Here is a 26,695-nt window from a genome sequence, read left to right on the forward strand (position 1 = left end):
GTGTCGATATTTGTTCGAGATCTCATTGTAAACATTTATCGTTATGCTATTCAACGTGGGCATAAATTTAGTAATCCCGCAGATGAGATTGCTAATTTATCTATTGCCACATTTAAAAAACGAGAACGAACATTAACGCCACACGAAATTCATCTATTTTTTAACGCTCTTGAAGAAACTCAATCGGACTTTGGATTGAAAAAAGCGATTAAATTTATTTTACTCACCCTTGTGCGAAAGGACGAACTCGTTAATGCGAAATGGGATGAAATTGATTTCAAACATAAAGTCTGGACAATTCCTGCAGAACGAATGAAAGCCAAACATACACATTGTAGAAGATCAGACTTGATCTGACAAATCATTATAAAAATGAGAGTTTCCCGTTTAGAATATGAGTGTCTAAAATTCAATCTAAACAAAAAAGGAAACTCTCATGTTTTATTCTAACAATCCTCTCATTAAACACAAGACTGGTTTACTTAATTTAGCGGAAGAACTTGGAAACATATCTCAAGCTTGCAAAACGATGGGAATGAGCCGGGATACGTTCTATCGTTATCAACAAGCTGTAGAACAAGGCGGTGTTGATGCATTACTGAATCAAACTCGTCGAGTACCGAACATCAAAAATCGAGTAGATGAAAAAGTTGAGCAAGCAGTCGTAAAATTTGCTCTTGATTTCCCCCGCGTATGGACAGGTTCGTGTGAGCAATGAACTTCGTAAGCAAGGTATTTTTGTATCTGCTGGTGGTGTTCGTTCTATTTGGCTACGTCATAATCTTGCTAACTTTAAACAGCGTTTAAATGCTCTCGAAAAAGAAGTTGCTGAAAAAGGTATTATCCTGAGTGAAAGCCAAGTTCAAGCTTTAGAACGTAAAAAAGACGGTGATATTGCATGTGGTGAAATTGAGACGGCTCACCCTGGCTATTTAGGCTCACAAGATACCTTTTATGTAGGCAATTTAAAAGGCGTGGGACGTATTTATCAGCAAACGTTTGTTGATACTTATAGCAAGGTTGCTTTTGCGAAGCTCTACACGATGAAAACAGCAATTGCTGCTGCGGATATGTTAAATGATAAAGTGTTACCGTTCTTTGTGTCAAAAGGCTTACCAATATTGCGAATTTTAACAGGTAGGGGAAGCGAGTATTGTGGCAAGGTCGAAAATCATGATTACGAGCTGTACTTAGTGATTAATGATATTGAGCATACAAAAACTAAAGTAAAATGTAGAAGATCAAAACCGCCTTTAATTGGCTTTATCTGCAACTCTAAAATACGCCTAAATGAGCGTTTATCTTTCAATTCATTTTCAGAATAGTCTTTTTTCATATTATAGCCCTTTTTGCAAAGCTAATTCATATTCTTCACCAAATTCTTCTATTGTTAAATCACCATTGATAAATTTATCCGCAATCTTTAACAAAGAATCTGATAATATTATCCCCTCTAAACCAACACTGGCTTTCGCATATTCTACGGCTTCACGTCTTTTTGCTTTTTCAGTTTCAGAAATCATAATTTACCTCCACACTCAAAAGTTAAAATAGTGAATATATTATACACCATCAATAATTATACTGAACATTATTATCATAAGACTTTAGATATTTAATGGATTTTGTTTAGCGTTTCTTTGTTGTTGGTGTTTAGTTTTTGGGACTGTCCTAGATAACGACTAAAAACTTCATTTAGGTTAAAATATATCTATGAGAAAAAGTCGTCTAAGTCAGCATAAACAAAATAAACTTATTGAGTTATTTGTTGCAGGTGTTACAGCAAGAACAGCCGCAGAGTTGGTCAATGTAAACAAAACAACGGCTGCATACTACTTTCATCGCTTACGTCTGCTCATCTATCAAAAAAGTCTTCATTTAGAGATGTTTGAAGGTGAAATTGAAGCAGATGAAAGCTATTTCGGCGGTACTCGTAAAGGTAAGCGTGGTCGTGGTGCAGCAGGTAAAATTGCGGTATTCGGGCTTCTCAAGCGTAATGGCAAGGTTTATACTGTTGCAGTTCCGAATACTCAATCAGCCACCTTGTTACCTATTATTCGGGAACAAGTGAAGCCTGATAGTATTGTTTACACGGATACTTATCGTAGTTATGATGTACTTGATGTAAGTGAATTTAGTCATTTTCGCATCAATCACAGTAGACATTTTGCTGAAAATCACAATCATATTAACGGAATTGAGAATTTTTGGCGTCAAGCAAACGCCATTTACGCAAGTTTAATGGTATTTAGAAAGCGCATTTTGAGCTTTATTTAAAGGAATGCGAATGGCGTTTTAATTACAGTGACATAAAAACTAAAATTTCCATTTTAAAACAATTAGTTAAAGGAAGTTTGGTTTAGTTATCTAGGAGGGCCATAACTTCTCATATCGCTCCCTTATTATTAGCAATCAATATTTTAATCCCTTTCGTACAGGGCAATGTCTTTTGATCTGACGCAAAAAAACTTCGATGAGATTCCTACTATTTTTCCCTTTTTGCTCTCGGGTGTGCGGAATCGTAAACCTGCGCTAAATGTTGGAAATCAAGGTGGGTGTAAATTTGTGTAGTAGAAAGATTGCTATGCCCGAGTAATTCTTGCACTACGCGCAAATCAGAACTACTTTCAAGCATATGCGTAGCAAAGGAATGGCGAAGTTTGTGGGGGTTCAAATGGCTAGATAGCCCTTGTTTAATGCCCCACACTTCCATACGTTTTTGGATTGAGCGATGGCTCATTCGATTGCCAAGCTGGCTAACGAACAACGCCTCATCTTTTGGATTAAATAACAAACGCACTTTTAGCCATTGTTGAAGCGCGTGTGAAGCATAGCGCCCGAAAGGTAAAATTCGCTCTTTATTACCCTTTCCGATCACTCGCACTTCACGCACACGCAGGTTGATACTATTCAAATTCAAACCTTGTAACTCGGATAAACGCAAACCAGAACTATACATCAGCTCCAACATAGCTTTATCACGCAAGTCTATTGGCTCTTTACTGTCATTGGCTAATAATTGTTGAACCTGTTCGTTATCCAAATTTTTTGGTAAATGTTTACCTTGCTTGGGAGCGGAAACGCCAACAGCTGGATTCACAAAAAGCGTGCCTTGCTGAACGAGAAAGCTCAAAAATTGGCGTAATGCAGATAAACGTAAGGCTAAACTTTTTTCGTGCAAGCCTGCTTTTTTACTTTGTGCTAGCACAAACCTCACTACACTTGGTGTAACTTGTTGCCAGTGAGAAATCTCATTTTCCTGCAACAACGCCACCACCGCCTCAAGCTGACGCTGATAATTGCTCAATGTATGTGGGCTTACCTGCCGTTCAATGCGTAGATACTTCCAGTATTTTTCAAGCTGCTGTTGCATTTATGATAACCTTCCATTGGTCAATAAAAATACTATAATTGCATGAATCTTGGTATGACAATTAACATAAATAATAACGCAAATTTTATTTTGGGACCCTCCTAGATAACTAAACCAAACTTCCTTTAACTAATTGTTTTAAAATGGAAATTTTAGTTTTTATGTCACTGTAATTAAAACGCCATTCGCATTCCTTTAAATAAAGCTCAAAATGCGCTTTCTAAATACCATTAAACTTGCGTAAATGGCGTTTGCTTGACGCCAAAAATTCTCAATTCCGTTAATATGATTGTGATTTTCAGCAAAATGTCTACTGTGATTGATGCGAAAATGACTAAATTCACTTACATCAAGTACATCATAACTACGATAAGTATCCGTGTAAACAATACTATCAGGCTTCACTTGTTCCCGAATAATAGGTAACAAGGTGGCTGATTGAGTATTCGGAACTGCAACAGTATAAACCTTGCCATTACGCTTGAGAAGCCCGAATACCGCAATTTTACCTGCTGCACCACGACCACGCTTACCTTTACGAGTACCGCCGAAATAGCTTTCATCTGCTTCAATTTCACCTTCAAACATCTCTAAATGAAGACTTTTTTGATAGATGAGCAGACGTAAGCGATGAAAGTAGTATGCAGCCGTTGTTTTGTTTACATTGACCAACTCTGCGGCTGCCCTTGCCGTAACACCTGCAACAAATAGCTCAATAAGTTTATTTTGTTTATGCTGACTTAGACGACTTTTTCTCATAGATATATTTTAACCTAAATGAAGTTTTTAGTCGTTATCTAGGGCGGCCTCTTATTTTACAAATTTTCATTGTAAAAAAATATTTATTCTTTATAATATTCCGCCATTTACATTCCTTAAAAATAAATCTCATTCCCATTTTATAAGGTGCCAAAGTAATGTTATCTATTAAACAAATCGAAAGTCTATTAACAACTATATCACCTGATAAAATTACATACTATTTTTATATTGTACTCATTGTTACTTTCTCTATTGGCTTATTATCTACGTTTCTCCCTAACTCCAGAAAAGAAAGTACAGTACCTAACTTATTAACTTCTCTAGGTATATTAGGTACTTTCACGGGAATTGTTGTAGGATTATTAAATTTCAACATAGACAATATTGATCAAAGCATTAATACATTATTAGCAGGAATGAAAACTGCTTTTTTAACTAGTGTAATTGGTTTATTATTATCCATTTGTTTAAAAATCACTTACCCCTTACTTAGGGACATTATTAGAAATATTTTCTACAAGAAAAATAATAAACAAGAGCAATCTCTCGACATTGATAAGATAATAAATAATATTTATCTTCAAACTGATATATTACAGCAGCAAGGAAAAAGTATTGAACAGCTCACACTATCTCTAGGTGGAGATAATGAGAGTAGTGTCATTGACCAATTAAAACTTTTAAGAACTGATTTATCTGATAAAAATAAAACTCTTGCCTCTCAAATTGAACCAATTATAACTAATAGTAACGCTATATTAGAAGTTATGGAGAAATCCCATACTAAACAATTAACTTTCCAATCAGCTCTATGGGATAAGTTAGAAGGTACTTTCTCTTTTCAAAACTCAATTCTAGATAAATTAGAAAACTTCCCTTCTTTCCAAGATACCATTTTAAGCAAATTTGAAGACTCCTTATCTTCCCAAGCTGCTATGTTAGGTAAACTAGAAAAATCTTCAGCATTTCAAGATACTATTTTAGATAAACTAGAGAACTTTTCATCTTTCCAAACTACACTTTGGGATAAATTAGAAAACTTTAGCCAGCTTCTATCCAGATCGGCAACTGAGGCCGTTATACAAGCATTAAACAATGTTATTTCTGACTTCAATAAGAATTTAACAGAACAATTTGGAGAGAATTTTAAGGAATTAAATAAGGCTGTTGGTGATCTATTAAATTGGCAAGTTCATTACAAGCAACAACTCAATGAGATGATCAATCTATTTGATAAAAAAATCAGTTCATTATCTCAAACTGAACAAGCTATATTGAACATTGAAAACTCAGCAAAATCAATTCCTGTATTAATTAATGAATTAAGTGAAGTCATTCAATTTAACCAACAGCAAATTAAAGGATTAAATATCCATCTCGAAGCATTCTCTGAATTGAAAGAAAATGCTGTTAGATCAATTCCTGAAATTCAGAATCAGATATCATTAATGCTAAAAAATACTTCTTCAGCTAACCAAGAATTCATTGATGTAATAAAAGAAAATAGTCAAATTTTTAGTCATTCTTTATCGCAATCATCTGAACAATTTATTGAATCAGTAACAAAGAGCGGTCAAAACTTTACGACTTCTTTAGTAACATCATCTACGCAATTAACAGACTCAATTGATAAAAACCAACAGCAACTAATTCAACAATCTAATATATTAGAGCAGAATTCTCAAGTAATGGTGAAACATCAAAAATCTCTTGTAGAACAACAACAAAAATCTATTGAACAAATTATGACTTTCATCTCGGAATGGCAAAAAAAATTAGATACACATACAACAGATGTTCAACAACGCTTTACTCAATCTTTGGATAAAATGATGCAAATACATATGGAAGAAAATTCAAGATTGATGGGGCGTCTAGAGAAGGAAAGTGAATCTGCGTTAATTCGTACGGGCGAAAGTATAGATAAGCAAATCAAAGCATTAGATAAAGCACTTGAAACAGAATTAGAACGTGTTATTGGTGATATGGGACGTGCGCTAGGTTCAATCAGCGGTCAATTTACTAAAGATTATAAAAGTCTTGTCGATGCAATGAATCGTATTGTTAGCCAATCAAATAAAAGGGGCTATTAATGAATATTAACCTCTCTAAATTAATCAAATCAGATAATCGTGAAGACTCACAATGGTTACCTGTATCAGATCTAATGTCTGGCTTAATGATTTTATTTTTGTTTATTGCTATCGGATTTATTCTTAATACAAAAAAGGTAGCTGAAAATTATCAAGATAAACAAAAGCAAATTTACCAAGCTCTAGAAAAAGAATTTTTCTATGATTTAACATACTGGAAAGCTAAAATCGATCAAAGTACTTTAACTTTTATATTCACTGATCCTGAAGTGTTATTCAAAACAGGAGATGCTACATTACAAGAACGTTTTAAACTCATTTTAAATGAATTTTTCCCAAGATACATAAAAGTGATTGATCACTATCAAGACTCAATTGAAGAAGTTCGGATAGAAGGACATACTAGCAGTGAATGGAATGCGTTTTCTCAAGAAGATGAGGCTTATTTTGAAAATATGCGTTTATCTCAAGATAGAACAAGGGCCGTTTTATATTATATTTACAACCTTTCTGAAGTAGAAAAATATCGTTCTTGGATGAAGGAAAATATCTCTGCCGTTGGATTATCGTCATCAAAAATAATTAAAGATAGTGATGGAAATGAAAATAAAGAAGCTTCAAAACGTGTAACTTTCCGTATTATCACAAATGCAGAAGAGCAACTTCGTAAACTATCGGAGATGAAATAATGAAATTAAATGTTAAATTTTCTTCTCTATACGCTTCTGCAAGAAAAATGGGGATAGAAAACTTTATCGATTTTTCTGTCAATCTTAATTCAATCCCAATAGATATTCACGTTGAGCCTTTAAGCAGCCCAAAAGGTGTTGAGGTGCCGATTAGTGCTGTAAGTATCGATCCTAATTCAGGTATCTTTAGCTATCAAGGTAAGCATATTATTTTATTCATTCCAGATCATAGCTTTAATTATGAAGAAGCCTTACAAAATCCTAAAGAAAAAGGAAACAAATTTCATCTAACTGAATGCATAACATTATCTAAAATGCGTGCTAGCGGACGCTTCAGACGCTACTTTGCAACAACAAATACAAACGGGCAATTTGAAATATTTAATTCTTCTGGAGAACGAGCGGAAGTACCACTATCGGTATGTCGAAATTGTCTTTCACAGCTTAACTATAAAAATTACATCAGCAACAGGCAAGTCTTTAATGAATTTACTCTCGCTGAGTTCTTTAAGCATTATGAAACTAAATTTGGTCGTATTCCAGAAAATGTGGGACAAGACGAAGGTGGATATACAGAAGATTGGCAAGAAGTTTCATTAACATATAGACGATCAGTCAGTTTTCGTTGTGAAGAGTGTAGTGTAAATTTATACGGTTTTCAATATTTACTTGATGCCCACCATAAAAACGGTGTTAAACAAGATAACCGCCCACAGAATCTAAAAGCAGTGTGTAAATTGTGTCATAGCTTAGAACCTGAACACGAGCATATGACTATTTCAGAAAGCTATCGTAGCCAAATCGAAAATTTAAGGCGTGTACAAAATATCACTTAAATAATATTTTTCTGAATACACAAAAAGCCCCGCTTTTGCGAGGCTCTAGTTTCCGCATTAATAAAGTGCGGTGCTTTTTAGGGAAGAATTACGATTGACTTGCTGTGATTTTACCATCAACGTAATCAAGGGTAATGGTTTTCCCTGGTATTAATTCCCCTGAGAGAATTTGTTGTGCGAGTGGGTTTTCCACTTCTTGTTGAATCGCACGTTTAAGCGGTCTTGCACCATAAATTGGGTCATAGCCAATTTCGCCGATGAAGTCTAACGCCGCATCTGTGAAAGCTAAGTGATAGCCATGTGATTCCATACGTGTTTCTAAACGTTTTAATTGGATTTTCGCGATGGTGCGAATGTTTTCTTTATCCAATGGGTGGAATACCACTGTTTCATCAATACGGTTAATAAACTCAGGGCGGAAATGTTGGCTTACCACCGACATCACTACTTCTTTCATTCCTTCATAGCCAAGCTCACGGTTGCCTTGGATTAAGTCTGAACCTAAGTTTGAGGTCATAATCACCACCGTATTACGGAAATCTACGGTGCGGCCTTGGCCATCAGTTAAACGTCCGTCATCAAGCACTTGTAATAAGATGTTGAAGACATCTGGATGCGCTTTTTCTACTTCGTCTAATAACACCACGGAATATGGACGGCGGCGAACGGCTTCGGTTAAGTAACCCCCTTCTTCATAGCCCACATATCCCGGTGGAGCGCCTACTAAGCGAGATACGCTGTGTTTTTCCATAAACTCGGACATATCAATACGTACCATTGCGTTTTCATCATCAAACAAGAAGTTGGCGAGGGTTTTACACAATTCTGTTTTACCTACCCCTGTTGGTCCTAAGAATAAGAATGAACCAATCGGACGGTTTGGATCAGACAATCCTGCACGGCTACGGCGAATGGCGTTCGCAACGGCAACCACGGCTTCATTTTGTCCAACCACACGTTTGTGTAATTCTTTTTCCATACGCAATAGTTTTTCTTTTTCCCCTTCCATCATACGAGAAACAGGGATACCGGTGGCTCGCGAAAGCACTTCTGCGATTTCTTCATCGGTTACACGATAGCGTAACAAGTGCATTTCTTTGCCTTCCGCACTTTCCGCTTGAGCCAGTTGTTTTTCAAGCTCTGGAATGCGTCCGTATTGCAATTCAGACATTTTGTTTAAATCGCCCACGCGGCGCGCTTGCTCCATTTGAGTGCGAGCATTTTCTAATTCAGTTTTAATGTGTTGCGTGCCAGAAAGCGCAGCTTTTTCGCTTTTCCATACCTCTTCCAATTCCGCATACTCACGCTCTTTTTCAGCTAATTCTTTTTCAAGCATTTCTAAGCGTTTGCGACTAGCGTTATCGTCTTCTTTTTGTAATGCTTGTTGTTCCAATTTTAGTTGGATAATACGGCGATCAAGTCTATCTAACGGCTCTGGTTTTGAATCAATTTCCATACGGATACTGGATGCCGCTTCGTCAATTAAATCAATGGCTTTGTCTGGTAATTGACGATCTGAAATATAACGATGCGAAAGTGTCGCCGCCGCCACGATTGCAGGGTCTGTAATTTGAACGTGATGGTGAATTTCATAACGTTCTTTCAACCCACGCAAGATCGCGATGGTGTCCTCAACACTTGGTTCATCCACAAAAACTTTTTGGAAACGACGCTCAAGTGCGGCATCTTTTTCAATATATTGACGATATTCATCAAGGGTGGTTGCGCCCACACAGTGCAATTCACCACGCGCAAGGGAAGGTTTTAATAAGTTACCTGCGTCCATTGCACCGTCAGTTTTACCTGCACCAACCATTGTGTGAATTTCATCAATGAATAAAATCACACGGCCTTCTTCTTTAGCGATTTCGTTAAGCACGGCTTTTAAGCGCTCTTCAAACTCACCACGGTATTTTGCACCCGCAATTAATGCGCCCATATCAAGGGATAGTACGCGTTTGTTTTTTAATCCTTCTGGCACTTCGCCATTTACAATACGCTGTGCAAGGCCTTCTACAATCGCGGTTTTACCTACACCGGGTTCACCAATTAATACAGGGTTGTTTTTGGTACGGCGTTGCAACACTTGGATTGTACGACGAATTTCTTCATCACGTCCAATCACTGGATCTAATTTGCCACTTTCCGCGCGTGCGGTTAAATCAATCGTATATTTCTCTAATGCCTGACGGCTTTCTTCTGCATTTTGGTCATTCACTGACTGACCTCCTCTAATTTGTTCAATCGCTTGTTGTAAATTCTCTTTTTTTGCCCCGCACTTACGTAATATTTCGCTTAAGCTTCCTTTTTCTTCTAACGCGGCTAATAAAAAGAGTTCTGATGAAATATATTTATCTTGTTTTTGTTGTGCGAGCTTGTCGCATAAATTTAATAAATTCACAAGGTTGCGTGAAATTTGCACATCACCACCGTTACCAGAAACCTGCGGTAAGCGGTTGAGTTCGGCATTAAGTTCGTTGCGTAACATCGCAACATTCACGCCACTTGCCGTTAAAATTGGTGCAACAGAGCTACCTTCTTGATTTAGCAAGGCCGCCATTAAATGCACGGGTTCGATAAACTGGTTATCTTTGCCTAAGGCTAAAGACTGTGCTTCGCTCAAGGCTTGTTGAAATCTTGTGGTAAATTTTTCTATATTCATAATCTATTCTTCCTCAATATTAAATCCAATTATCTCGCTTGTTTGCTAAGCTTGCTTGCTCAAGTAAGTGAGGACTAATTTGGCAATTTCAAGAGTAAAATGAAAAGTTTTTAAGAAAAATCTATTAATCATTTTAGAACAATAGGTTGCACTAATAGAGAGTTTACTCAATCTCACTTCACCTTTATAATTGCGACTAATTAATGATTTTCAATAAGGACGGGAAAATGCAATTTTCCAAAATGCACGGATTAGGCAATGATTTTGTGGTAGTAGATGCCGTTACGCAAAACGCCTACTTCCCCACTGAAACCATCAAAAAACTGGCGAATCGCCACACAGGAATTGGCTTTGATCAGCTTTTAGTGGTTGAGCCACCTTATGATCCCGATTTGGATTTTCATTATCGCATTTTCAATGCAGACGGTAGTGAAGTGGCGCAATGTGGCAATGGTGCGCGTTGTTTTGCCCGCTTTGTAACAATGAAAGGCCTGACGGATAAAAAAGACATCGCCGTTAGCACTGCCAAAGGCAAAATGCTCCTAACGGTGCAAGATGACGGAATGATCCGCGTAAATATGGGCGAGCCCATTTGGGAACCAGCGAAAATCCCATTTATCGCCAATAAATTCGAGAAAAACTACATTTTACGCACAGACATTGAAACCGTGCTATGTGGTGCGGTTTCAATGGGTAACCCACATTGTGTGGTGCAAGTGGAGGACATTACCACCGCCAATGTAGAACAATTAGGCCCACGATTAGAAAGCCACGAACGTTTTCCAGAACGCGTAAATGCAGGCTTTATGCAAGTGATTAATCGTAACCACATTAAATTACGCGTCTATGAACGCGGTGCTGGCGAAACCCAAGCCTGTGGTAGTGGGGCTTGTGCCGCCGCTGCGGTGGGCATTATGCAAGGTCTTTTAGATAACAAAGTACAAGTCGATCTGCCCGGCGGCAGCCTTATGATTGAATGGCAAGGCGAAGGTCACTCGCTTTATATGACTGGCGATGCCACGCATATTTATGATGGAGTAATCAAATTATAGACAGCATTTGAGTGTACCAACAAAAATAAAAAGCCCAATGGAATACAAGGCTATTGAATTAAACGCGTCTAACTTTTTCAAGATGCATTGCTGTTGGGCTTTTTCGAACAGCGCATGACAATTTACTCTTTCCGCAGAGAGACCATCAATTGGTCAATTTTAAAATTCTCGGTATCAATAATTTCAAACTTATATTGACCGAAGAGTACAAAATCGGTTTTCTTTGGAATTTTACGTAGCATATACATCATAAATCCGCCGATCGTTTCATAGTTTTCTGCATTAGGAAAGACTTCTATTTCTAAAGCACGCATTACATCTTCTAATGGCGTTGCACCATCAATCAGCCATGAATTTTCATCACGCCGAACGATTTGTTCTTCCTCGTTAGAAACTAATTCCCCCATGACAATGCTCATCACATCATTTAAGGTTACAATGCCCACGACCAAAGCATATTCATTTACAATCACGGCAAAATCTTCACCTGCGGATTTAAATAACTCTAATACTTCAAACAAAGATAACGTATCCGGAATAAATAATGGCTTGCGTAAAATACGCTGATCGGTGAGCTCAACCTGTTGTTCTTGCAAATATAATGTGAGTAAACTGTGTGACTCAACATAGCCTAATATTTTATCTAGCCCGTTATCACAAATAGGTAATTTAGAATGTGGAGTAGATTTAATCGTTGCCAATACGCTTTCCTGATCAAAAGTGCGGTCTAAAAAAACAATATTTTCACGCGTTGTCATCGTGGAGGTTACCGTACGCTCCTGCATATCAAAAATATTTTCAATTAAATAATGCTCTTGAGCCTTTAAAACGCCAGCCTCTGCCCCTGCATCCATCAATGCAACAATATCTTCTGGAGTAAGGTTGTCTTCTCGCACCGTGGAAATACGGAACAGACGAAACACACTATTGGCAATGGTATCAAATAGCCAAACGATAGGTTTAAATAAGAAAATGCAAAACAGCATAATTCGTACAGTACGTAATGCCACCGTTTCAGGTTTTGTCATTGCAATACGTTTAGGAATAAATCAGCCAACAAAATAAAAGCAATGGTAACAATGGTAAAAGCAAGCCAAGACGCAACACTTTGAAGCCATTGTGCTTGACTATATTCGACCAAGATTTTTTCAAAAAATGGACTAATTGCACTTTCACCGATCACACCGCCTAAGATTGCCACCATATTCAAGCCTATTTGTGCAACAGTAATAAATCGACCAGGTTGAGCTTGTAATTGTAGTACCAATTTAGCACGCTCATCTCCATCATTTGCGAGACTTTGCAGTTTCAGTTTTCTCGCTCCAGCTAAAGAAATTTCTGCTGAAGAAATTACCGAGCTTATGGCGATCAGGGTAGCTAAACTTAATATTGCTTCAAATAATCCCATTTTTATTGTCCTTAGACGAAAAAGGGTGCATCACAAGATACACCACTTTTTCATTATTTTTGATGATTATCGCTCACTATCAAACCAACCACGCACGAATTGAATTGAGAAAAATAGCGTAATCAACAAGAAGAAGTAAAACACGTAAGATAAGATTGGGTAAGACGTACCCTCCTCCAAGGTGACTTCTTTAATCGATGTAGCATTACGAAATTCATCAAATAGCACTAAACGCCAGCCATAATATTTTACCTGTACTAATTTATGCTCTACCGAAAAACTTTGCGCTTTAGCTTGCAAATCTGCCGAGCCAAATTTGAAATAAAACGGAAATCCCCAACGTGTATCTTCATTGCGGTAAACCATCACTTTCTCCTCATTTGGCTTTTGTGTATAAATGTAATACACATCTCGCGTCGGGCCGTCAGCTGGGTTAGATTTAGTAATAGGACCATCTTTATCAACACGCTTCACCTCTACCCCCGTTACTCGAGTAACATCATAATGAGGCGTAACATAATTGACGAGAGCAAACAGAAAACCATGGAATAAAAAGATAATTAAAATAAAAAAATATTTAAAAAAACGTCGCATCGCTTTCTCCTCAAAATAAAATAAGGCTCATTATAACTGAATTTTGAACAAACGCTCAAAATTTTGTGTGGTGATTTGGGCAAATTCTTCACTAGAAATCCCTTTTAAGGTTGCCACATAATCGCACACTTCACGAGTATAAGCTGGTTGATTTTGTTTGCCACGATAAGGCACCGGTGCAAGATAAGGGCTGTCGGTTTCCACTAGCAGGCGATCTAACGGCACTTGGCGCACCACTTCACGCAACTCTTCGGCATTTTTAAAGGTAATAATCCCCGAAATGGAAATGTAAAAACCCAAATCAAGCGCTTGTTTTGCCATTTCCCAATTTTCCGTAAAACAATGCAAAACACCACCGCACTGTTGTGCATTATTTTCTTTCAACAGCCCAATGGTATCTTCTCTTGCGGCACGCGTATGCACAATAATCGGCTTGTTTAACGCATTCGCCACGCCAATTTGCGCGGCAAACACCGATTGCTGTTGGGCTTTATTTTCCACGCTGTAATAATAATCCAAGCCCATTTCCCCAATGGCGATAACTTTATCGTCTTGCGCCAATTTTAACAGGCGATCTGCGTCAAAGGGCTCATCATCTAAATCTAACGGATGAACACCGCAAGCCAGCGAAATTTCAGAAAACGGCTTTAAAGTCTCGTACATTTGCTCAAAACGTTTTAAGGTTACCCCCACCGCAAGCAAATGCTGCACGCCACGTTGCTTGGCTTTTTGCACCACATCGGCGACATTTTGGTGTAAGTTTTCATAATCTAATGCGTCTAAATGACAATGACTATCTACAATAAACATTTTACTTTCCTAATGATTTTGTTCGGGTTCAAAAACCTCTGTAATCAGGCGTGTTAAGCCATCAAGCAAAATAATCTCTTGATTCACGCCATTAATTTGTAATAAATCCGACCGCACTTGCTGCATAATTTGACTGGCTTTTAGCAACCCTTGCGCGCTCTGCGTTTGATTAAAACGGGCAATGGCTTGCAGAAAATCCGCCTGCACCCACTGTTCAGGCACATTCAGCTTCATTTTCAGCGCATCACGCAAAAAGGCACTAAGCCAATCTAACTGTTGAAATAAAATCTCTTTTTCAAAGTGCGGTAATAATTCCAGCGGTGAACGGCGCATATAAAACTGCCAAAATTGGCGCAACAACTGCTTGCGCTTTTCCAATAATCCTTGCTGTAACATATCCAGCGCAGAAAGAGGGCGACCGTGCGAAACCTCAAGTGCGGTACGAATTTCTTCGATTTTTTCTACATTCTGCGTTTCTAGCTGTGTTTCTAGCCAAGCCAAGGCTTCAGCTCCAGCCGGATTGGGAATAAGCCAAGGTTGGCTACGGCTATAAATGGTTGCCAACAAACTGGCAGAAAGATCCGCTTGAAGCAGGAAATAAGTTTGCTCAGTGGGTTCTTCCAAGGTTTTCAGAATTGCATTCGCCGCAGATTCCGTCAAGCGATCCACCTGTTTAATCATTACCACTTTGTTGCCACCCTGCTGTGAACGCTGCGCGACTTTTTCATTCACTTCACGCACTTGATCAATGCCAATATCCTTATTTTCAACGGGTTCAAGCAGATAAAAATCTGGGTGATTGCCTGCATTAAACAGCTGACAGCTATGGCACGTACCACAAGGTTGGTTACCCTTTGGCGATTGGCACATTAACCACGCCGCCACGCCACACACTAGCTCATCACCACCAATGCCTTGCTCTGTTTTAAACAGCAAGGCGTGATGACCATAGCCCTGTTCAAAGGCATTAATGATTTTGTCGTAATAAGATTGCAACCAAGGATAACGTAACATAAGTTTTATTGATGATTTTTAACGAAATTTTGCACCGCACTTTGAATATCAGCACGCACTTGTTCAATCGACTGTTCCGCATTGATGATAACTGCTTTCGGATCATCTTTCACCAATGCTAAATAACGCACTCGCGTGCGTTGGAAAAACGCGATTTCCTGTTGTTCAATACGATCTAACTCGCCACGCCCTCTAGCTCGCGCCAAACCAATTTCAGGATCGAGATCTAAATATAACGTCAGATCAGGCGAAAAATCCCCTAACACCGTTTGCTTTAAAGTTTGCAACAGTTGTGCATCAATTTGTCGCCCGCCCCCTTGATAGGCCTGGGAAGATAAATCGTGGCGATCACCCACCACCCATTTGCCTGCGGCAAGGGCTGGTTTAATCACATTTTCCACCAACTGAATACGCGCCGCATAAAGCATTAACAGTTCCGCTTTATCGGTTACCGGTTCTTCCGTTTCATATTTGATCAAATGACGTAATTTTTCCGCCAACGGTGTGCCACCGGGTTCACGGGTAAACACTACATCGTCAATGCCTTCACGCGCTAGCACTTCCACAATGGCATCACGTGCAGTGGTTTTGCCTGCCCCTTCTAGCCCTTCGATCACAATAAATTTGCCAGTCATATTATTTCCCACTTTTTTGTTGGCGATACCAACGCAGATACTCTTGCACTGCTTGATTGTGCTGCTGTAAGTTTTTACTAAATTTATGTCCGCCCGTGCCATCTGCCACGAAATATAAAAACTCCGTTTTCTCAGGGTGCGCTACGGCCTGCAAAGCGCTTTCTGTTGGCATTGCAATTGGCGTTGGCGGCAAGCCGTCAATCACATAGGTGTTGTAAGGCGTGGCTTCTTCCAAATCCTTACGGCGAATATTGCCATTGTAACGCTCGCCCATTCCGTAAATCACGGTTGGATCGGTTTGCAATTTCATCTTTTTATTCAAGCGGTTAATAAACACAGATGCCACTTTGCCACGCTCATTATTCAACGCGGTTTCACGCTCAACAATAGAAGCCAAAATCAGCATTTCATAGGCATTTTTTAGCGGTAAATTGGCATCGCGCTCTGCCCACGTTTTTTCTAATAAGGCTTTCATACGATCTGCCGCCCGTTTCAATAAGGTCAGATCGCTAGATTTCGGCGTGTAACTATAAGTGTCAGGATACAACCAACCTTCAATTTTATGCGGTAAATCCGCCGGCAAATCCAATAATTGATAAATTTCTTCTTCCGTTTTATCTGCCAAAGTTTGTTGTAAATAAGGGGCTTTCGTCAGCGTTTTACGCCACGTTTTGAAGGTATCCCCTTCTAAAAAGCGCACATTCAATTGCACTTCCTTACCGCTGTTTAAACGTTGCAACAAATCCGCCACCGTCTTCACGCCCTCAAGGGAATAGGTCCCCGCCTTGATTTTATTTAACTCAGGCTTGAGCTTTAACAACCACGGCAAATAGGTGGCATCATCAAGCAGCTTTTCTTGCTCCAACAGCTTCGCTAATTTCGCCCCCGTTGTGCCACGCTCCACCGTTAATAGCTGTTCCGCCTGCACATTCACAGGGTGCTGCACCCATTGCGTTAAGTGCTGATAACCCCAAAGCGCTGCCCCACCAATCAAGAGCAACAAAAACAAAAGAAAAAAGAAAAATTTTTTCATCATCGATCCATCATCAAAAAATTGATGGCAAGTGTATCACAGACAGGCAAATTTTCAGAATGTTATGAAAAAACAAGAATAGGGTAAAAACAAAGTGCGGTGAAAAAATTCAAAAAATTTCCACCGCACTTGCCATCAACAAATTAAACCTATCTGTTTTGTTGAACTATGAAAACTGTCATAACCTGATATAATCACAAAATTTTAGTTCATCTAGATCATTAAATTAAAAATAAGGATTGTGAAATGAAAAATTTAGATCATAATACCAGCCAGCAGGATTATCCCATCTATTAAAAACCTATCAAGACATTTCTTTAACTGAACGTGAAAAAGGTACTTATTTTGAATATTTGACTATTCAGTATCTCACTCACGAACCAGCTTACCGCGATTTATACCAAGAAGTTCTCACCTTTGCCGACTGGGTAGAAAAATATCAACCTGAAGGAACAAGAAAAACCGATACCGGCATTGATTTAGTTGCTATTGATTTTGAAGGAAAATTCACTGCAATTCAATGTAAAAATTACTCTCCAGATCACCGCATTCAAAAAAGTGATATTGATAGTTTTTTCACGGCTTCAGGCAAAAAAATCTTTTCTCATCGCTTGATTGTTACTACCACAGATCACTGGTCTGAAAATGCAGCTGAATCCCTAAATGATCAGCAACCTCCTGTAACTGTCATCGATCGTTCAGCTTTAGAAAATAGCTTAATTGATTGGTCGTCATTCCAACCAAGCCAAGAAGTCAAAACTCGTGCGAAAAAAACATTAAGAGAGCATCAAATTACTGCCTTGAATAAAGTAAAAGCCGGATTACAAAATGCTGATCGCGGAAAATTAATTATGGCGTGCGGTACGGGGAAAACCTTCACCTCTTTAAAAATTGCCGAAGAGATTGCTGGAAAAGGGAAAAGTGTGCTCTTTTTAGTACCTAGCCTTGCCTTACTTTCTCAAAGCTTAACAGAATGGACACAAGAAGCTGATATTCCATTGCATAGCTTTGCAGTATGTTCCGATAGTGATGTAGGAAAGCATAATAAAGATAACAATGACTTAGTGCAAACACAAATTCACGAATTGCAATACCCCGCAACTACAAATGCTGCTAGCTTATTTAAAGCCGTAACATTTCGGCACAATGATGAAGCTATGAGCGTTGTTTTTTCAACATATCATTCCATAGATGTTATTCATCAAGCTCAGCAAAAAGGGCTACCTCCTTTTGATTTAGTCATTTGTGATGAGGCACATCGTACAACAGGTGCAAGCTTTGATGATGACGAAAATGAATCTGCATTCGTACGCATTCACAACAACGATTATATTAATGCCCATAAACGTCTTTATATGACAGCAACTCCTCGCATTTATACCGAAGATGCGAAAAAAACAGAGGGTGTGGTGGTTTATTCAATGGATGATAAAAATCTATTTGGAGATGAACTTGAGGTTATTAATTTTTCAAGTGCAGTAAAAAGGGGATTACTTGTAGATTACAAAGTTCTCGTTTTAGCCGTAGAAGAAAGCCATATTAATCGCCGCTTAGAATATTTACTAAATCAAGAAAACAATGAAATTCAAGTAGATGATGCAGCAAAAATTGTGGGTTGTTGGAAAGCCTTATCTAAGTATGGGGTTGAAAATGATCTTACTGACGATAGCCAACCAATGAAAAGAGCGGTGGCTTTTTGTCAAGTTATTGAAAAAGACTATAAAGGGTCAAAACACAAAGTCAGCTCCAAAGCCATTGCTGAAATGTTCGATACAGTGGTAACCGCTTATCAAGAACAAGAAATTGAAGCGCTTAATGAAATTAATCCAGAATTAAGCCTGAATCAATCGCTCACCTTAAAATGCGAAGCAGAACACGTTGATGGCTCAATGAATGCCAGCGAAAAATCCAGCAAAATCAATTGGTTAAAGGCAGATTCTGGTGAAAAAACTTGCCGAATTTTATCCAATGTTCGTTGTTTATCTGAAGGTGTCGATGTGCCTGCTTTAGATGCGGTATTGTTTTTAACAGCTCGAAATTCACAAGTAGATGTTGTGCAATCAGTAGGCCGTGTAATGCGAAAAGCAGAAGGCAAAAAACGTGGCTATGTCATTTTACCTGTGGTTATTCCTGCCAATAAAACACCGGAAGAAGCTTTGAATGACAATGAAAATTACCGTGTCGTCTGGCAAGTATTAAATGCGTTACGTTCACACGATGACCGATTTGATGTAATGCTCAACAAAATGGAATTTGATGGTGCAGCAAAAGACAAGATTGAAGTGGTTTCAGTCATTAGTGAAATCTTTAGAAAACAAACTAAAAAACAGCAATCAAATAAGAAAAAATATGATAAATCAGGGCGTGGACAACACAATATTGGCAACAAAAGTGATGATGACTTTGCTGGTCAGCAACTTGACTTCCAATTTGAAGTGGGTGAAATTGAACGGGCTTTAGTGGCAAAAATCGTAAAAAAATGTGGCAATCGAACTCATTGGGAAGAGTGGGCTGCAGACGTAGCAAAAATTGCACAAACTCATATTGATCACATTAATGCCGTCTTAGAAAATCCACAAAACACAGCGCAACGTGAAGCCTTTAATGCTTTTGCCAATGAATGACGCGATGATCTCAACAATGCCATTAGCGACAGCGATGTGGTAGAAATGCTGGCACAGCATTTAATTACCAAACCAGTATTTGATGCTTTGTTCGCCAATGATAACTTCAGTGCACATAACCCAATGTCAATGGCATTACAGGAAACAATTGATAAATTACAAGGGCAAAACATTGCTAATGCGGAGACCAAACGCTTACAAGAGTTTTATGAAAGCATTCAGCTCCGAGTCAGTAATATTCAATCCCCAGAAGGCAAACAACGCATTATCAAAGAACTTTATGAATCTTTCTTTAATAACGCCTTCCCTAAAATGCAAGAGCGTCTTGGCATTGTTTATACGCCGATTGAAGTGGTTGATTTTATCCTGCAAAGTGTTGAGGATGTACTACAACAAGAATTTAACGCCTCTCTTGCTGATGATGGCGTACAAATTCTTGATCCCTTTACAGGAACTGGTACTTTTATCACGCGTTTATTGCAAAGTGGCTTAATTCCAATCGATAAACTGCCAAATAAATATCAGCAAATTCACGCCAATGAAATAGTGTTACTAGCTTATTACATTGCGGCAATTAATATTGAATCGGTTTATCACGCCTTATTAGCACAAAATGAACAAGCAGATAAGGCTAAAAAACAAGATTATCAACCTTTTAAAGGTATCTGCTTAACCGATACCTTCCAACTTTATGAAAAAGAAGATTTGGTTGATGCCATTTTGGAAGAAAATTCTGCGCGCCGGAAACGCCAGAAAAAACTGGATATTCAGGTAATTATCGGTAACCCACCTTATTCAGCTGGGCAAACCTCTACTAACGATAACAATGCGAATGTCGATTATCCATTGTTAGATCAACGCATTAGTAATACTTATGCAAAATTTTCTAACTCCACCAACAAAAACAGCCTTTACGACAGCTATATCCGTGCGATTCGTTGGGCTTCAGATCGTATTGGTAAACAAGGCGTAATTGCTTTTGTGACAAATGGTGGTTTTATTGATGGTAGTGCAGCCGATGGAATGCGTTCTTGTTTGAAAGAAGAGTTTTCTTGTTTATATATTTTTCACTTAAGAGGAAACCAAAGAACTTCCGGCGAACAATCACGTAAAGAAGGTGGAAAAATATTCGGTTCGGGAAGTAGAGCCCCTATTGCCATATCTATTTTAGTACGCAACCCGGATGCTAAAGAGCAAGGAAAAATCTATTTTCACGATATTGGTGATTATCTTACTCGTGAACAAAAACTTGAAAAAATCTCTGAGTTTAACAGTATAAAAGGCATTTTCCAACAAAATGCTTGGCAAGAAATTATTCCCGATGAATTTAATGATTGGTTAAATCAGCGTGATACTACATTCGATAACTATCCAGCTTTGATAACTAAAAAAGAACAAAATGAATTTGATATTTTCCGTGAAAACTCTCTTGGTATAGGCTCTAGCCGAGATGCGTGGATATATAACTTTTCTCAAAAACAATTAGCTCAAAATATGAGTGCAATGACTGATTTTTATAACGAAGAGGTAAAAAAATACCTTAAACAATATAAAGAAAATCCTAATTTAGATGTTAATCAAATTATTAGCTTTGATAAAAAGAAAATTAGTTGGTCTAGTAGCTTAATTCCAAAATTAAAAAATGGAATATTCTCCGTTTTTTCTACTCACAAATTTAGAATTAGCTTATATAGACCATTTTCAAAATGTCATATGTATTTTGATTCAATCATGATTCATAGAATATCCCAAATACCACAAATATTCCCAACCATACACTCAAAAAATAGAATAATTTGTGTTACTGGATTAGGTACTACAAAAGATTTTTCATCAATTATCACTAATGTGATTCCCGATATTCAATTACAGGGAAATGGTCAATGCTTCCCACTTTATTTATACGAAGAGGATAAAAAAGAGCAAGGGAAATATCATCGCACTGATGCTATTACCGATCAAGGTTTGACTTATTTCACCGAATATTATGCTGATTTCAATATTCAAAAAGAGGATATTTTCTACTATATTTATGGCTTATTGCACAGTGAAGAATATCGTCAATGTTATGCCGATAATCTCAAAAAGCAACTTCCTCGTATTCCACGCGTGAAAAACATCAAAGATTTTTGGCTGTTTGTACAAGCCGGACGTGCATTAGCAGAACTTCATTTACATTATGATCAAGTGCCAATGTATGATGGCGTACTATTTTCTGGTGGATTAAAAATTATTGAAGATAAACTCACTGGTGGCGGCATTGCTTTTAAACCTGAAGATTTCTATGTAGAAAAAATGAAATTTGTGAAAAAAACAGATAAAAGCAAAGTGAAATATAACGAGAAATTCACGATTGAAAATATTCCGTTAGAAGCCTTTGATTATATTGTAAATGGCAAATCTGCCTTAGAATGGGTAATGGAACGTCAATCCGTTAAAGTGGATAAAGATAGTGGTTTAATCAACGATGCTAACGATTGGGCAAAAGAAACAATGCACAATCCAAAATATCCATTAGAATTATTCTTACGTGTGATTACGGTGAGTTTACGCACCAGAGAAATTGTACAAAGTTTACCAAAGTTAGAAATTGAATAATTAACGCGAGAATCACAACTTACCTAAAAACAAAGTGCGGTGAAAAAATTCATAAAATTTCCACCGCACTTTTCTTTTTTCGTTAGGCTTAAAATTCAAAGCTTAGCAAATGATTAATACAACACCCTTGCACGAATTGTGCCGTCAATTTCACGCAGTTGTTGTAAGAGTTGTGAGCAGTCATCGGTTTCTACGTCAATAACCACATAACCAATTTTCGGGTCGGTTTGTAGGTATTGGGCGGCGATGTTGATGTTTGCACCGACAAAAAGTTGGTTGATTTGGTTTAACACGCCCGGGCGATTTTCGTGAATGTGCAATAAACGCTTGGTTTTGCTGTGTTCTGGTAAAGACACTTCTGGGAAATTTACCGCAGAAAGGGTTGAGCCGTTGTCTGAATATTTCACGAATTTGCTCGCCACTTCAGTGCCGATATTTTCTTGTGCTTCCGCCGTTGAACCACCGATATGCGGGGTGAGAATCACGTTATCCAAACCACGCAATGGCGATACAAATTCTTCATTGATCGAAGCGGGTTCGGTTGGGAACACATCAAGGGCTGCGCCGCGCACTTTGCCTGCTTTAATTGCAGCGGCTAAGGCATCAATATCCACAACTGTTCCACGCGCCGCATTAATCAAAATGCTGCCCTCTTTTAATTGTGCGATACGTTCCGCACTCATTAAATTTTTGGTGGAATCATTTTCTGGAACGTGTAAGGAAATCACATCGCTAGTGGCGAGCAATTCTTCTAATGTTCCCACTTGTTGTGCGTTGCCTAGTGGTAATTTAGTTTCAATATCATAGAAAAACACGTTCATACCAAGGGATTCGGCAATCACGCTAAGCTGTGAACCAATGTGTCCGTAACCAACGATACCTAATTTTTTGCCCCGCACTTCGTGTGAACCTACAGCAGATTTGTTCCATAAGCCACGATGCACTTCGGCATTGGCTTGCGGTACATTACGCATTAAGAGCAAAATTTCGCCTAATACCAGCTCTGCTACCGAACGGGTGTTAGAGAATGGAGCATTAAAAACGGGAATACCACGCATTTTCGCAGCTTCAAGATCCACTTGGTTGGTGCCAATGCAAAAACAACCCACCGCGATTAACTTATTTGCACATTCCAATACTTCTGCAGTGAGATGTGTGCGAGAACGTAAACCTATAAAATGAGCGTCTTTAATCGCTTTTTTCAGTTCTTCTGGCTCAAGGGCTTTTTTATGATATTCAATATTGGTGTAGCCTGCGGCAGTTAACACATCAACGGCATTTTTATGCACCCCTTCTAAAAGTAAGAATTTAATTTTAGACTTATCTAGTGATACTTTTGCTGACATTTTGCTCTCCATAATCAAAAAATTATTCGATAATTTCTGCGCCTTGTGGTGTGCCGACAATCACAATATCCGCACCACGCAAGGCAAAAATTCCATTGGTGACCACCCCTGCCACGTTATTTAAGGTTTTTTCCATTTCGATTGGATTTAAGATTGGGAAATTATACACATCTAAAATCACGTTGCCGTTATCGGTTACCACGCCTTCACGGTATTCTGGTGCGCCACCAAGACTAACCAATTTACGCCCCACCTGCGAGCGCGCCATTGGGATCACTTCCACCGGCAGAGCAAAGGTTGAACCTAACACATCCACTTGTTTACTTTGATCGACAATGCAGATAAATTTTTTCGCTAGCGCCGCAACAATTTTCTCTCGCGTTAATGCTGCCCCCCCACCTTTGATCATCATTTTTTGTGGGTTGATTTCATCAGCGCCATCAACATAAATATCTAAACTGGATACCTCATTTGCACTGAACACTTCAATGCCTTGCTTTTTTAATAATTCTTCTGATGCTTTAGAAGCAGCCACTGCCCCTTTGATATCATTTTTCATTGCACCAAGTGCTTCAATAAAACAATTTACCGTTGAGCCGCTGCCCACACCCACAATCGTATCTGGTTTAACATATTGCAATGCTGCTTGTGCTGCTTGCTTTTTCATTGTGAGTTGATCCATATTCTTTTCCTTCATTCATAAAATCGGTGTTCAAATTTGCTATAAGTAAACGTTTGCGAACAAGGCATCTACTTTAATCCCATTCACGGGCAGATACAAGCCCTATTCGGGTAAAAACTCTGTTAACAATTCGTTTAAAAACAACTTACCTTGCTCGGTGATTTGCCAAGTGCGGTGGTTTTCTTGAATATATTTTTGTGATTTCGCCCAATCAATGTGTTCTGCGATGACATCACAGGATAATCCCGTCAAATTCTCAAACTCAATTTTGGGCACTGGTTCAAGCAAGCGAAAACGGTTCATAAAGAATTCAAAAGGACGCTCATCAAGGGGAATTGGCTTTTCTTCATATAAATATTCTCCACGCATATAGCCTTTCGGGTGCTTGGTTTTGGAAAAACGCAAAATATCGCCATTCGGGAAAGTCAATTTTCCGTGCGCGCCACAGCCTATTGCCAAATAATCGCCAAAGCGCCAATAATTCAGGTTATGGCGACACTGATCACCGGCTTTGGCATAAGCAGAGGTTTCATATTGCCCATAGCCTGCTTGGCTTAAAAGCTGATGACCTTGCTCGAAAATATCCCATAGTGCGTCATCATCAGGCAATGTGGGTGGACGGTAGGCGAACATTGTATTTGGCTCTATGGTGAGCTGATACCAAGAAAGGTGGCTCGGCTCAAGGGCAATAGCTTGGCGTAAATCATCTAGCGCTTGCGCAAGAGTTTGGTTTGGTAAGCCGTGCATTAAATCTAAATTAATTCGTCTAAAGCCCGCATCCTTTGCCATTTGCACCGCAGTTTTAGCTTCACGAGAGTTATGAATACGCCCTAAGCGTTGCAGTTTTTCATCATCAAAACTTTGTATGCCTAAAGAAAGGCGATTTACCCCAGCTTCCACATAGCCTGCAAAACGGCTTGCTTCTGCCGTACCGGGGTTGGCTTCTAAGGTGATTTCAATATTTGGCGTAAAAGGAATTTGCTTTTCGATCCCTTGCAATAATTGTGCAATGCCTTGTGCTGAAAATAAACTTGGCGTGCCCCCACCAATAAAAATGGAATGTAGCGTTCGCTCACCAACACTTGCTTGATAGCGCGCTAGATCTTGGCGTAAATCAGCCAACAAATGATCGATATATTCCTGTTCGGGAATGCCGCCTTTTTGCGCGTGGGAATTAAAATCGCAATAAGGGCACTTTTGCACACACCAAGGAATATGCACATAAAGGCTTAATGGGGGAAGCGGCGGAAAAACTCGCATTATTTGGACCGCTCTTTTGTTTGTAAGCGTGCTTTTAGCACACCTAATGCACGTGCACGATGTGAGATTTTTTTCTTCTCTGGTGTATCAAGCTCGGCGAAAGTGCGGTCTTTTTCAGGATAGAAAAATAGGCTGTCATAGCCAAAGCCATTTTCACCTTTTTCTTCAAAAGTGATTTCACCTGCGCATTCCCCTTCTGCAATAATCGGTGACGGATCGGTTTCGTGTTGCAAGAATACAATGCAGCTAACAAACTTCGCTTGGCGTTCGCTAGCTGGCACATGAGCTAATTTTTGTAATAATTTTTTACGATTTTCAGCATCGGCTTGCTCGCCATCAACACCTGCGTAACGGGCGGAATATAACCCTGGCTCACCATTGAGTGCATTCACCACTAATCCGCTATCATCAGCAATGGCGGGCAAACCAGACATTTTGGCGGCATAACGCGCTTTCAGCAAGGCATTTTCTACAAAAGTTAAGCCTGTTTCTTCAGGGCTTTCAATGCCTAAATCTGTTTGTGCGATCACTTCAAAGCCAAAATCTACTAGCACATCGGCCATTTCGCGCACTTTGCCTTGATTGCCCGTCGCAAGCACAATTTTTTGTTTCATTGTTGTTCCTTATAAAATAAAAAGGGCGACCACTAAGTCACCCTTGTAACACTCATTGAGTGGAAACCAGATAATGATCTCCATTCAGCTATAGTCTTCTTATGCCATATACTTAGTTTGATTAGTATAGTGCATTTTAATTGTGATCACTATTTGCTATTTTCACTAAATGATAAAGGATCAATGCGTTCTCTGTTTTTTTCTAATGTTGCTTTTCCAATACCTTGAACCTCTAACAGCTGTTCCACCGCAGTAAATTTGCCGTGTTTCTCACGATATTCAACAATCGCTTCAGCTTTTTTCGCACCAATACCAAGCAAAGCTTTTTGAATTTCACTGGCAGTGGCGGTATTAATATTCAGCATACTCCCAACAAAATTTGAAGATTTTTCCACCGCACTGATTTGCTGTGATTCTTGTGCAACTGGCGTTGTCTGCTGCACTGTTTGATCGGCAAAGACATTGGCACAGCTCAATAACCCCAACAATAATGATGCTAGCAGTCCATTAATTTTCATTACATTGCTCCTTCTAAAAATTGATAACAAAACGGATGTTGAAATTGATTCAACGAGACTACTGTGCAAATAAATTGCGTAATGCTCAATTG

The 26,695-nt window shown here is 38.8% G+C and carries 18 protein-coding genes and 5 pseudogenes; 8 read left to right on the forward strand and 15 right to left on the reverse strand.

What is annotated here, in order from left to right; translation table 11 throughout:
- Together L5B71_RS04535 and L5B71_RS04540 are read left to right on the forward strand one after the other, a co-directional pair.
- Positions 1 to 357, forward strand: a complete 357-nt coding sequence (locus L5B71_RS04535) for a tyrosine-type recombinase/integrase (RefSeq protein WP_265757197.1) — start codon at positions 1 to 3, stop codon at positions 355 to 357.
- 79 nt (positions 358 to 436) lie between these two features.
- A pseudogene (locus tag L5B71_RS04540) lies at positions 437 to 1,226 on the forward strand (helix-turn-helix domain-containing protein); the annotation flags it as partial.
- 111 nt (positions 1,227 to 1,337) lie between these two features.
- On the opposite strand, the gene L5B71_RS04545 reads toward L5B71_RS04540, so the two are convergent.
- The gene (locus tag L5B71_RS04545) at positions 1,338 to 1,523 is read right to left on the reverse strand and encodes an antitoxin VbhA family protein (protein ID WP_265757198.1); all 186 of its coding nucleotides are present in this window, start codon (positions 1,521 to 1,523) and stop codon (positions 1,338 to 1,340) included.
- Positions 1,524 to 1,713: 190 nt separating this feature from the next.
- On the opposite strand from L5B71_RS04545, the pseudogene L5B71_RS04550 reads away from it, so the two are divergent.
- A pseudogene (locus L5B71_RS04550) lies at positions 1,714 to 2,363 on the forward strand (IS1595 family transposase).
- Between the two features lie 122 nt (positions 2,364 to 2,485).
- On the opposite strand, the gene xerC reads toward L5B71_RS04550, so the two are convergent.
- Both xerC and L5B71_RS04560 read right to left on the reverse strand, forming a co-directional pair.
- The gene (gene xerC, locus L5B71_RS04555; protein ID WP_265757199.1) at positions 2,486 to 3,373 is read right to left on the reverse strand and encodes a tyrosine recombinase XerC; all 888 of its coding nucleotides are present in this window, start codon (positions 3,371 to 3,373) and stop codon (positions 2,486 to 2,488) included.
- Between the two features lie 109 nt (positions 3,374 to 3,482).
- A pseudogene (locus tag L5B71_RS04560) lies at positions 3,483 to 4,132 on the reverse strand (IS1595 family transposase).
- 158 nt (positions 4,133 to 4,290) lie between these two features.
- Between L5B71_RS04560 and L5B71_RS04565 the strand changes: the two are divergent.
- From L5B71_RS04565 to L5B71_RS04575, 3 genes are read left to right on the forward strand one after another with little or no spacing between them, the layout of a single operon-like run.
- A complete protein-coding gene (locus tag L5B71_RS04565; protein WP_265757200.1) occupies positions 4,291 to 6,228 on the forward strand; it encodes a MotA/TolQ/ExbB proton channel family protein in 1,938 nt (645 codons plus the stop codon).
- Entirely contained in the window at positions 6,228 to 6,917 is a 690-nt protein-coding gene (locus L5B71_RS04570; RefSeq protein ID WP_265757201.1) for an OmpA family protein, read from the forward strand. The genes L5B71_RS04565 and L5B71_RS04570 overlap by 1 nt, the downstream gene beginning before the upstream one ends.
- On the forward strand, positions 6,917 to 7,753 hold the full coding sequence (locus L5B71_RS04575; RefSeq protein ID WP_265757202.1) for an HNH endonuclease: 837 nt from the start codon (positions 6,917 to 6,919) through the stop codon (positions 7,751 to 7,753). Before L5B71_RS04570 ends, L5B71_RS04575 begins: the two co-directional genes overlap by 1 nt.
- An 88-nt stretch (positions 7,754 to 7,841) precedes the next feature.
- Here L5B71_RS04575 and clpB read toward each other — a convergent pair whose 3' ends face one another.
- Positions 7,842 to 10,415 carry an ATP-dependent chaperone ClpB gene (gene clpB / locus L5B71_RS04580; protein ID WP_265757203.1) on the reverse strand — a complete coding sequence of 858 codons (2,574 nt, stop codon included), beginning with the start codon at positions 10,413 to 10,415 and terminating at the stop codon, positions 7,842 to 7,844.
- 227 nt (positions 10,416 to 10,642) lie between these two features.
- Between clpB and dapF the strand changes: the two genes are divergently transcribed.
- On the forward strand, positions 10,643 to 11,467 hold the full coding sequence (gene dapF / locus L5B71_RS04585; RefSeq protein ID WP_265757204.1) for a diaminopimelate epimerase: 825 nt from the start codon (positions 10,643 to 10,645) through the stop codon (positions 11,465 to 11,467).
- 122 nt (positions 11,468 to 11,589) lie between these two features.
- Here the strand turns inward: dapF and L5B71_RS04590 are convergent.
- From L5B71_RS04590 to mltG, 6 genes and pseudogenes are all read right to left on the reverse strand, one after another.
- Positions 11,590 to 12,875, reverse strand: a pseudogene (locus tag L5B71_RS04590) (hemolysin family protein).
- A gap of 66 nt (positions 12,876 to 12,941) precedes the next feature.
- Positions 12,942 to 13,469, reverse strand: a complete 528-nt coding sequence (locus tag L5B71_RS04595) for a DUF1523 family protein (protein ID WP_265757205.1) — start codon at positions 13,467 to 13,469, stop codon at positions 12,942 to 12,944.
- 30 nt (positions 13,470 to 13,499) lie between these two features.
- The gene (locus L5B71_RS04600; RefSeq protein ID WP_265757206.1) at positions 13,500 to 14,279 is read right to left on the reverse strand and encodes a TatD family hydrolase; all 780 of its coding nucleotides are present in this window, start codon (positions 14,277 to 14,279) and stop codon (positions 13,500 to 13,502) included.
- 9 nt (positions 14,280 to 14,288) lie between these two features.
- Positions 14,289 to 15,293, reverse strand: a complete 1,005-nt coding sequence (locus L5B71_RS04605; protein WP_265757207.1) for a DNA polymerase III subunit delta' — start codon at positions 15,291 to 15,293, stop codon at positions 14,289 to 14,291.
- 5 nt (positions 15,294 to 15,298) lie between these two features.
- Entirely contained in the window at positions 15,299 to 15,928 is a 630-nt protein-coding gene (gene tmk, locus L5B71_RS04610) for a dTMP kinase (protein WP_265757208.1), read from the reverse strand.
- Between the two features lies 1 nt (position 15,929).
- A complete protein-coding gene (gene mltG / locus L5B71_RS04615; protein WP_265757209.1) occupies positions 15,930 to 16,961 on the reverse strand; it encodes an endolytic transglycosylase MltG in 1,032 nt (343 codons plus the stop codon).
- Positions 16,962 to 17,314: 353 nt separating this feature from the next.
- Here mltG and L5B71_RS10615 point away from each other — a divergent pair.
- A pseudogene (locus L5B71_RS10615) lies at positions 17,315 to 22,183 on the forward strand (DEAD/DEAH box helicase).
- A gap of 113 nt (positions 22,184 to 22,296) precedes the next feature.
- Here L5B71_RS10615 and serA read toward each other — a convergent pair.
- The 5 genes from serA to L5B71_RS04650 all read right to left on the reverse strand — a co-directional run bounded on the left by serA (position 22,297) and on the right by L5B71_RS04650 (position 26,603).
- Positions 22,297 to 23,529, reverse strand: a complete 1,233-nt coding sequence (gene serA, locus L5B71_RS04630; RefSeq protein ID WP_265757212.1) for a phosphoglycerate dehydrogenase — start codon at positions 23,527 to 23,529, stop codon at positions 22,297 to 22,299.
- A gap of 22 nt (positions 23,530 to 23,551) precedes the next feature.
- Complete coding sequence (rpiA, locus tag L5B71_RS04635) at positions 23,552 to 24,211, reverse strand: ribose-5-phosphate isomerase RpiA (RefSeq protein WP_265757213.1); 660 nt, start codon at positions 24,209 to 24,211, stop codon at positions 23,552 to 23,554.
- A gap of 102 nt (positions 24,212 to 24,313) precedes the next feature.
- Complete coding sequence (gene hemW / locus L5B71_RS04640) at positions 24,314 to 25,471, reverse strand: radical SAM family heme chaperone HemW (RefSeq protein ID WP_265757214.1); 1,158 nt, start codon at positions 25,469 to 25,471, stop codon at positions 24,314 to 24,316.
- Positions 25,471 to 26,085, reverse strand: a complete 615-nt coding sequence (rdgB, locus tag L5B71_RS04645) for an RdgB/HAM1 family non-canonical purine NTP pyrophosphatase (protein ID WP_265757215.1) — start codon at positions 26,083 to 26,085, stop codon at positions 25,471 to 25,473. Before rdgB ends, hemW begins: the two co-directional genes overlap by 1 nt.
- A 149-nt stretch (positions 26,086 to 26,234) precedes the next feature.
- On the reverse strand, positions 26,235 to 26,603 hold the full coding sequence (locus L5B71_RS04650) for a ComEA family DNA-binding protein (RefSeq protein WP_265757216.1): 369 nt from the start codon (positions 26,601 to 26,603) through the stop codon (positions 26,235 to 26,237).
- Positions 26,604 to 26,695: the final 92 nt, after the last annotated feature.

Origin of the sequence: Avibacterium sp. 21-586, from assembly GCF_026226775.1 — a bacterium.
Lineage (GTDB): Bacteria > Pseudomonadota > Gammaproteobacteria > Enterobacterales > Pasteurellaceae > Avibacterium.

Coding starts and splice junctions, on each gene's coding strand:
- mltG (WP_265757209.1), bottom strand. CDS start 16,961: ATGAAAAAATTTTTCTTTTTTCTTTTGTTTTTGTTGCTCTTGATTGGT.
- clpB (WP_265757203.1), bottom strand. CDS start 10,415: ATGAATATAGAAAAATTTACCACAAGATTTCAACAAGCCTTGAGCGAA.
- serA (WP_265757212.1), bottom strand. CDS start 23,529: ATGTCAGCAAAAGTATCACTAGATAAGTCTAAAATTAAATTCTTACTT.
- L5B71_RS04595 (WP_265757205.1), bottom strand. CDS start 13,469: ATGCGACGTTTTTTTAAATATTTTTTTATTTTAATTATCTTTTTATTC.
- L5B71_RS04575 (WP_265757202.1), top strand. CDS start 6,917: ATGAAATTAAATGTTAAATTTTCTTCTCTATACGCTTCTGCAAGAAAA.
- rdgB (WP_265757215.1), bottom strand. CDS start 26,085: ATGAAACAAAAAATTGTGCTTGCGACGGGCAATCAAGGCAAAGTGCGC.
- hemW (WP_265757214.1), bottom strand. CDS start 25,471: ATGCGAGTTTTTCCGCCGCTTCCCCCATTAAGCCTTTATGTGCATATT.
- L5B71_RS04565 (WP_265757200.1), top strand. CDS start 4,291: ATGTTATCTATTAAACAAATCGAAAGTCTATTAACAACTATATCACCT.
- tmk (WP_265757208.1), bottom strand. CDS start 15,928: ATGACTGGCAAATTTATTGTGATCGAAGGGCTAGAAGGGGCAGGCAAA.
- L5B71_RS04570 (WP_265757201.1), top strand. CDS start 6,228: ATGAATATTAACCTCTCTAAATTAATCAAATCAGATAATCGTGAAGAC.
- L5B71_RS04545 (WP_265757198.1), bottom strand. CDS start 1,523: ATGATTTCTGAAACTGAAAAAGCAAAAAGACGTGAAGCCGTAGAATAT.
- rpiA (WP_265757213.1), bottom strand. CDS start 24,211: ATGGATCAACTCACAATGAAAAAGCAAGCAGCACAAGCAGCATTGCAA.
- L5B71_RS04600 (WP_265757206.1), bottom strand. CDS start 14,279: ATGTTTATTGTAGATAGTCATTGTCATTTAGACGCATTAGATTATGAA.
- xerC (WP_265757199.1), bottom strand. CDS start 3,373: ATGCAACAGCAGCTTGAAAAATACTGGAAGTATCTACGCATTGAACGG.
- L5B71_RS04650 (WP_265757216.1), bottom strand. CDS start 26,603: ATGAAAATTAATGGACTGCTAGCATCATTATTGTTGGGGTTATTGAGC.
- L5B71_RS04605 (WP_265757207.1), bottom strand. CDS start 15,293: ATGTTACGTTATCCTTGGTTGCAATCTTATTACGACAAAATCATTAAT.
- dapF (WP_265757204.1), top strand. CDS start 10,643: ATGCAATTTTCCAAAATGCACGGATTAGGCAATGATTTTGTGGTAGTA.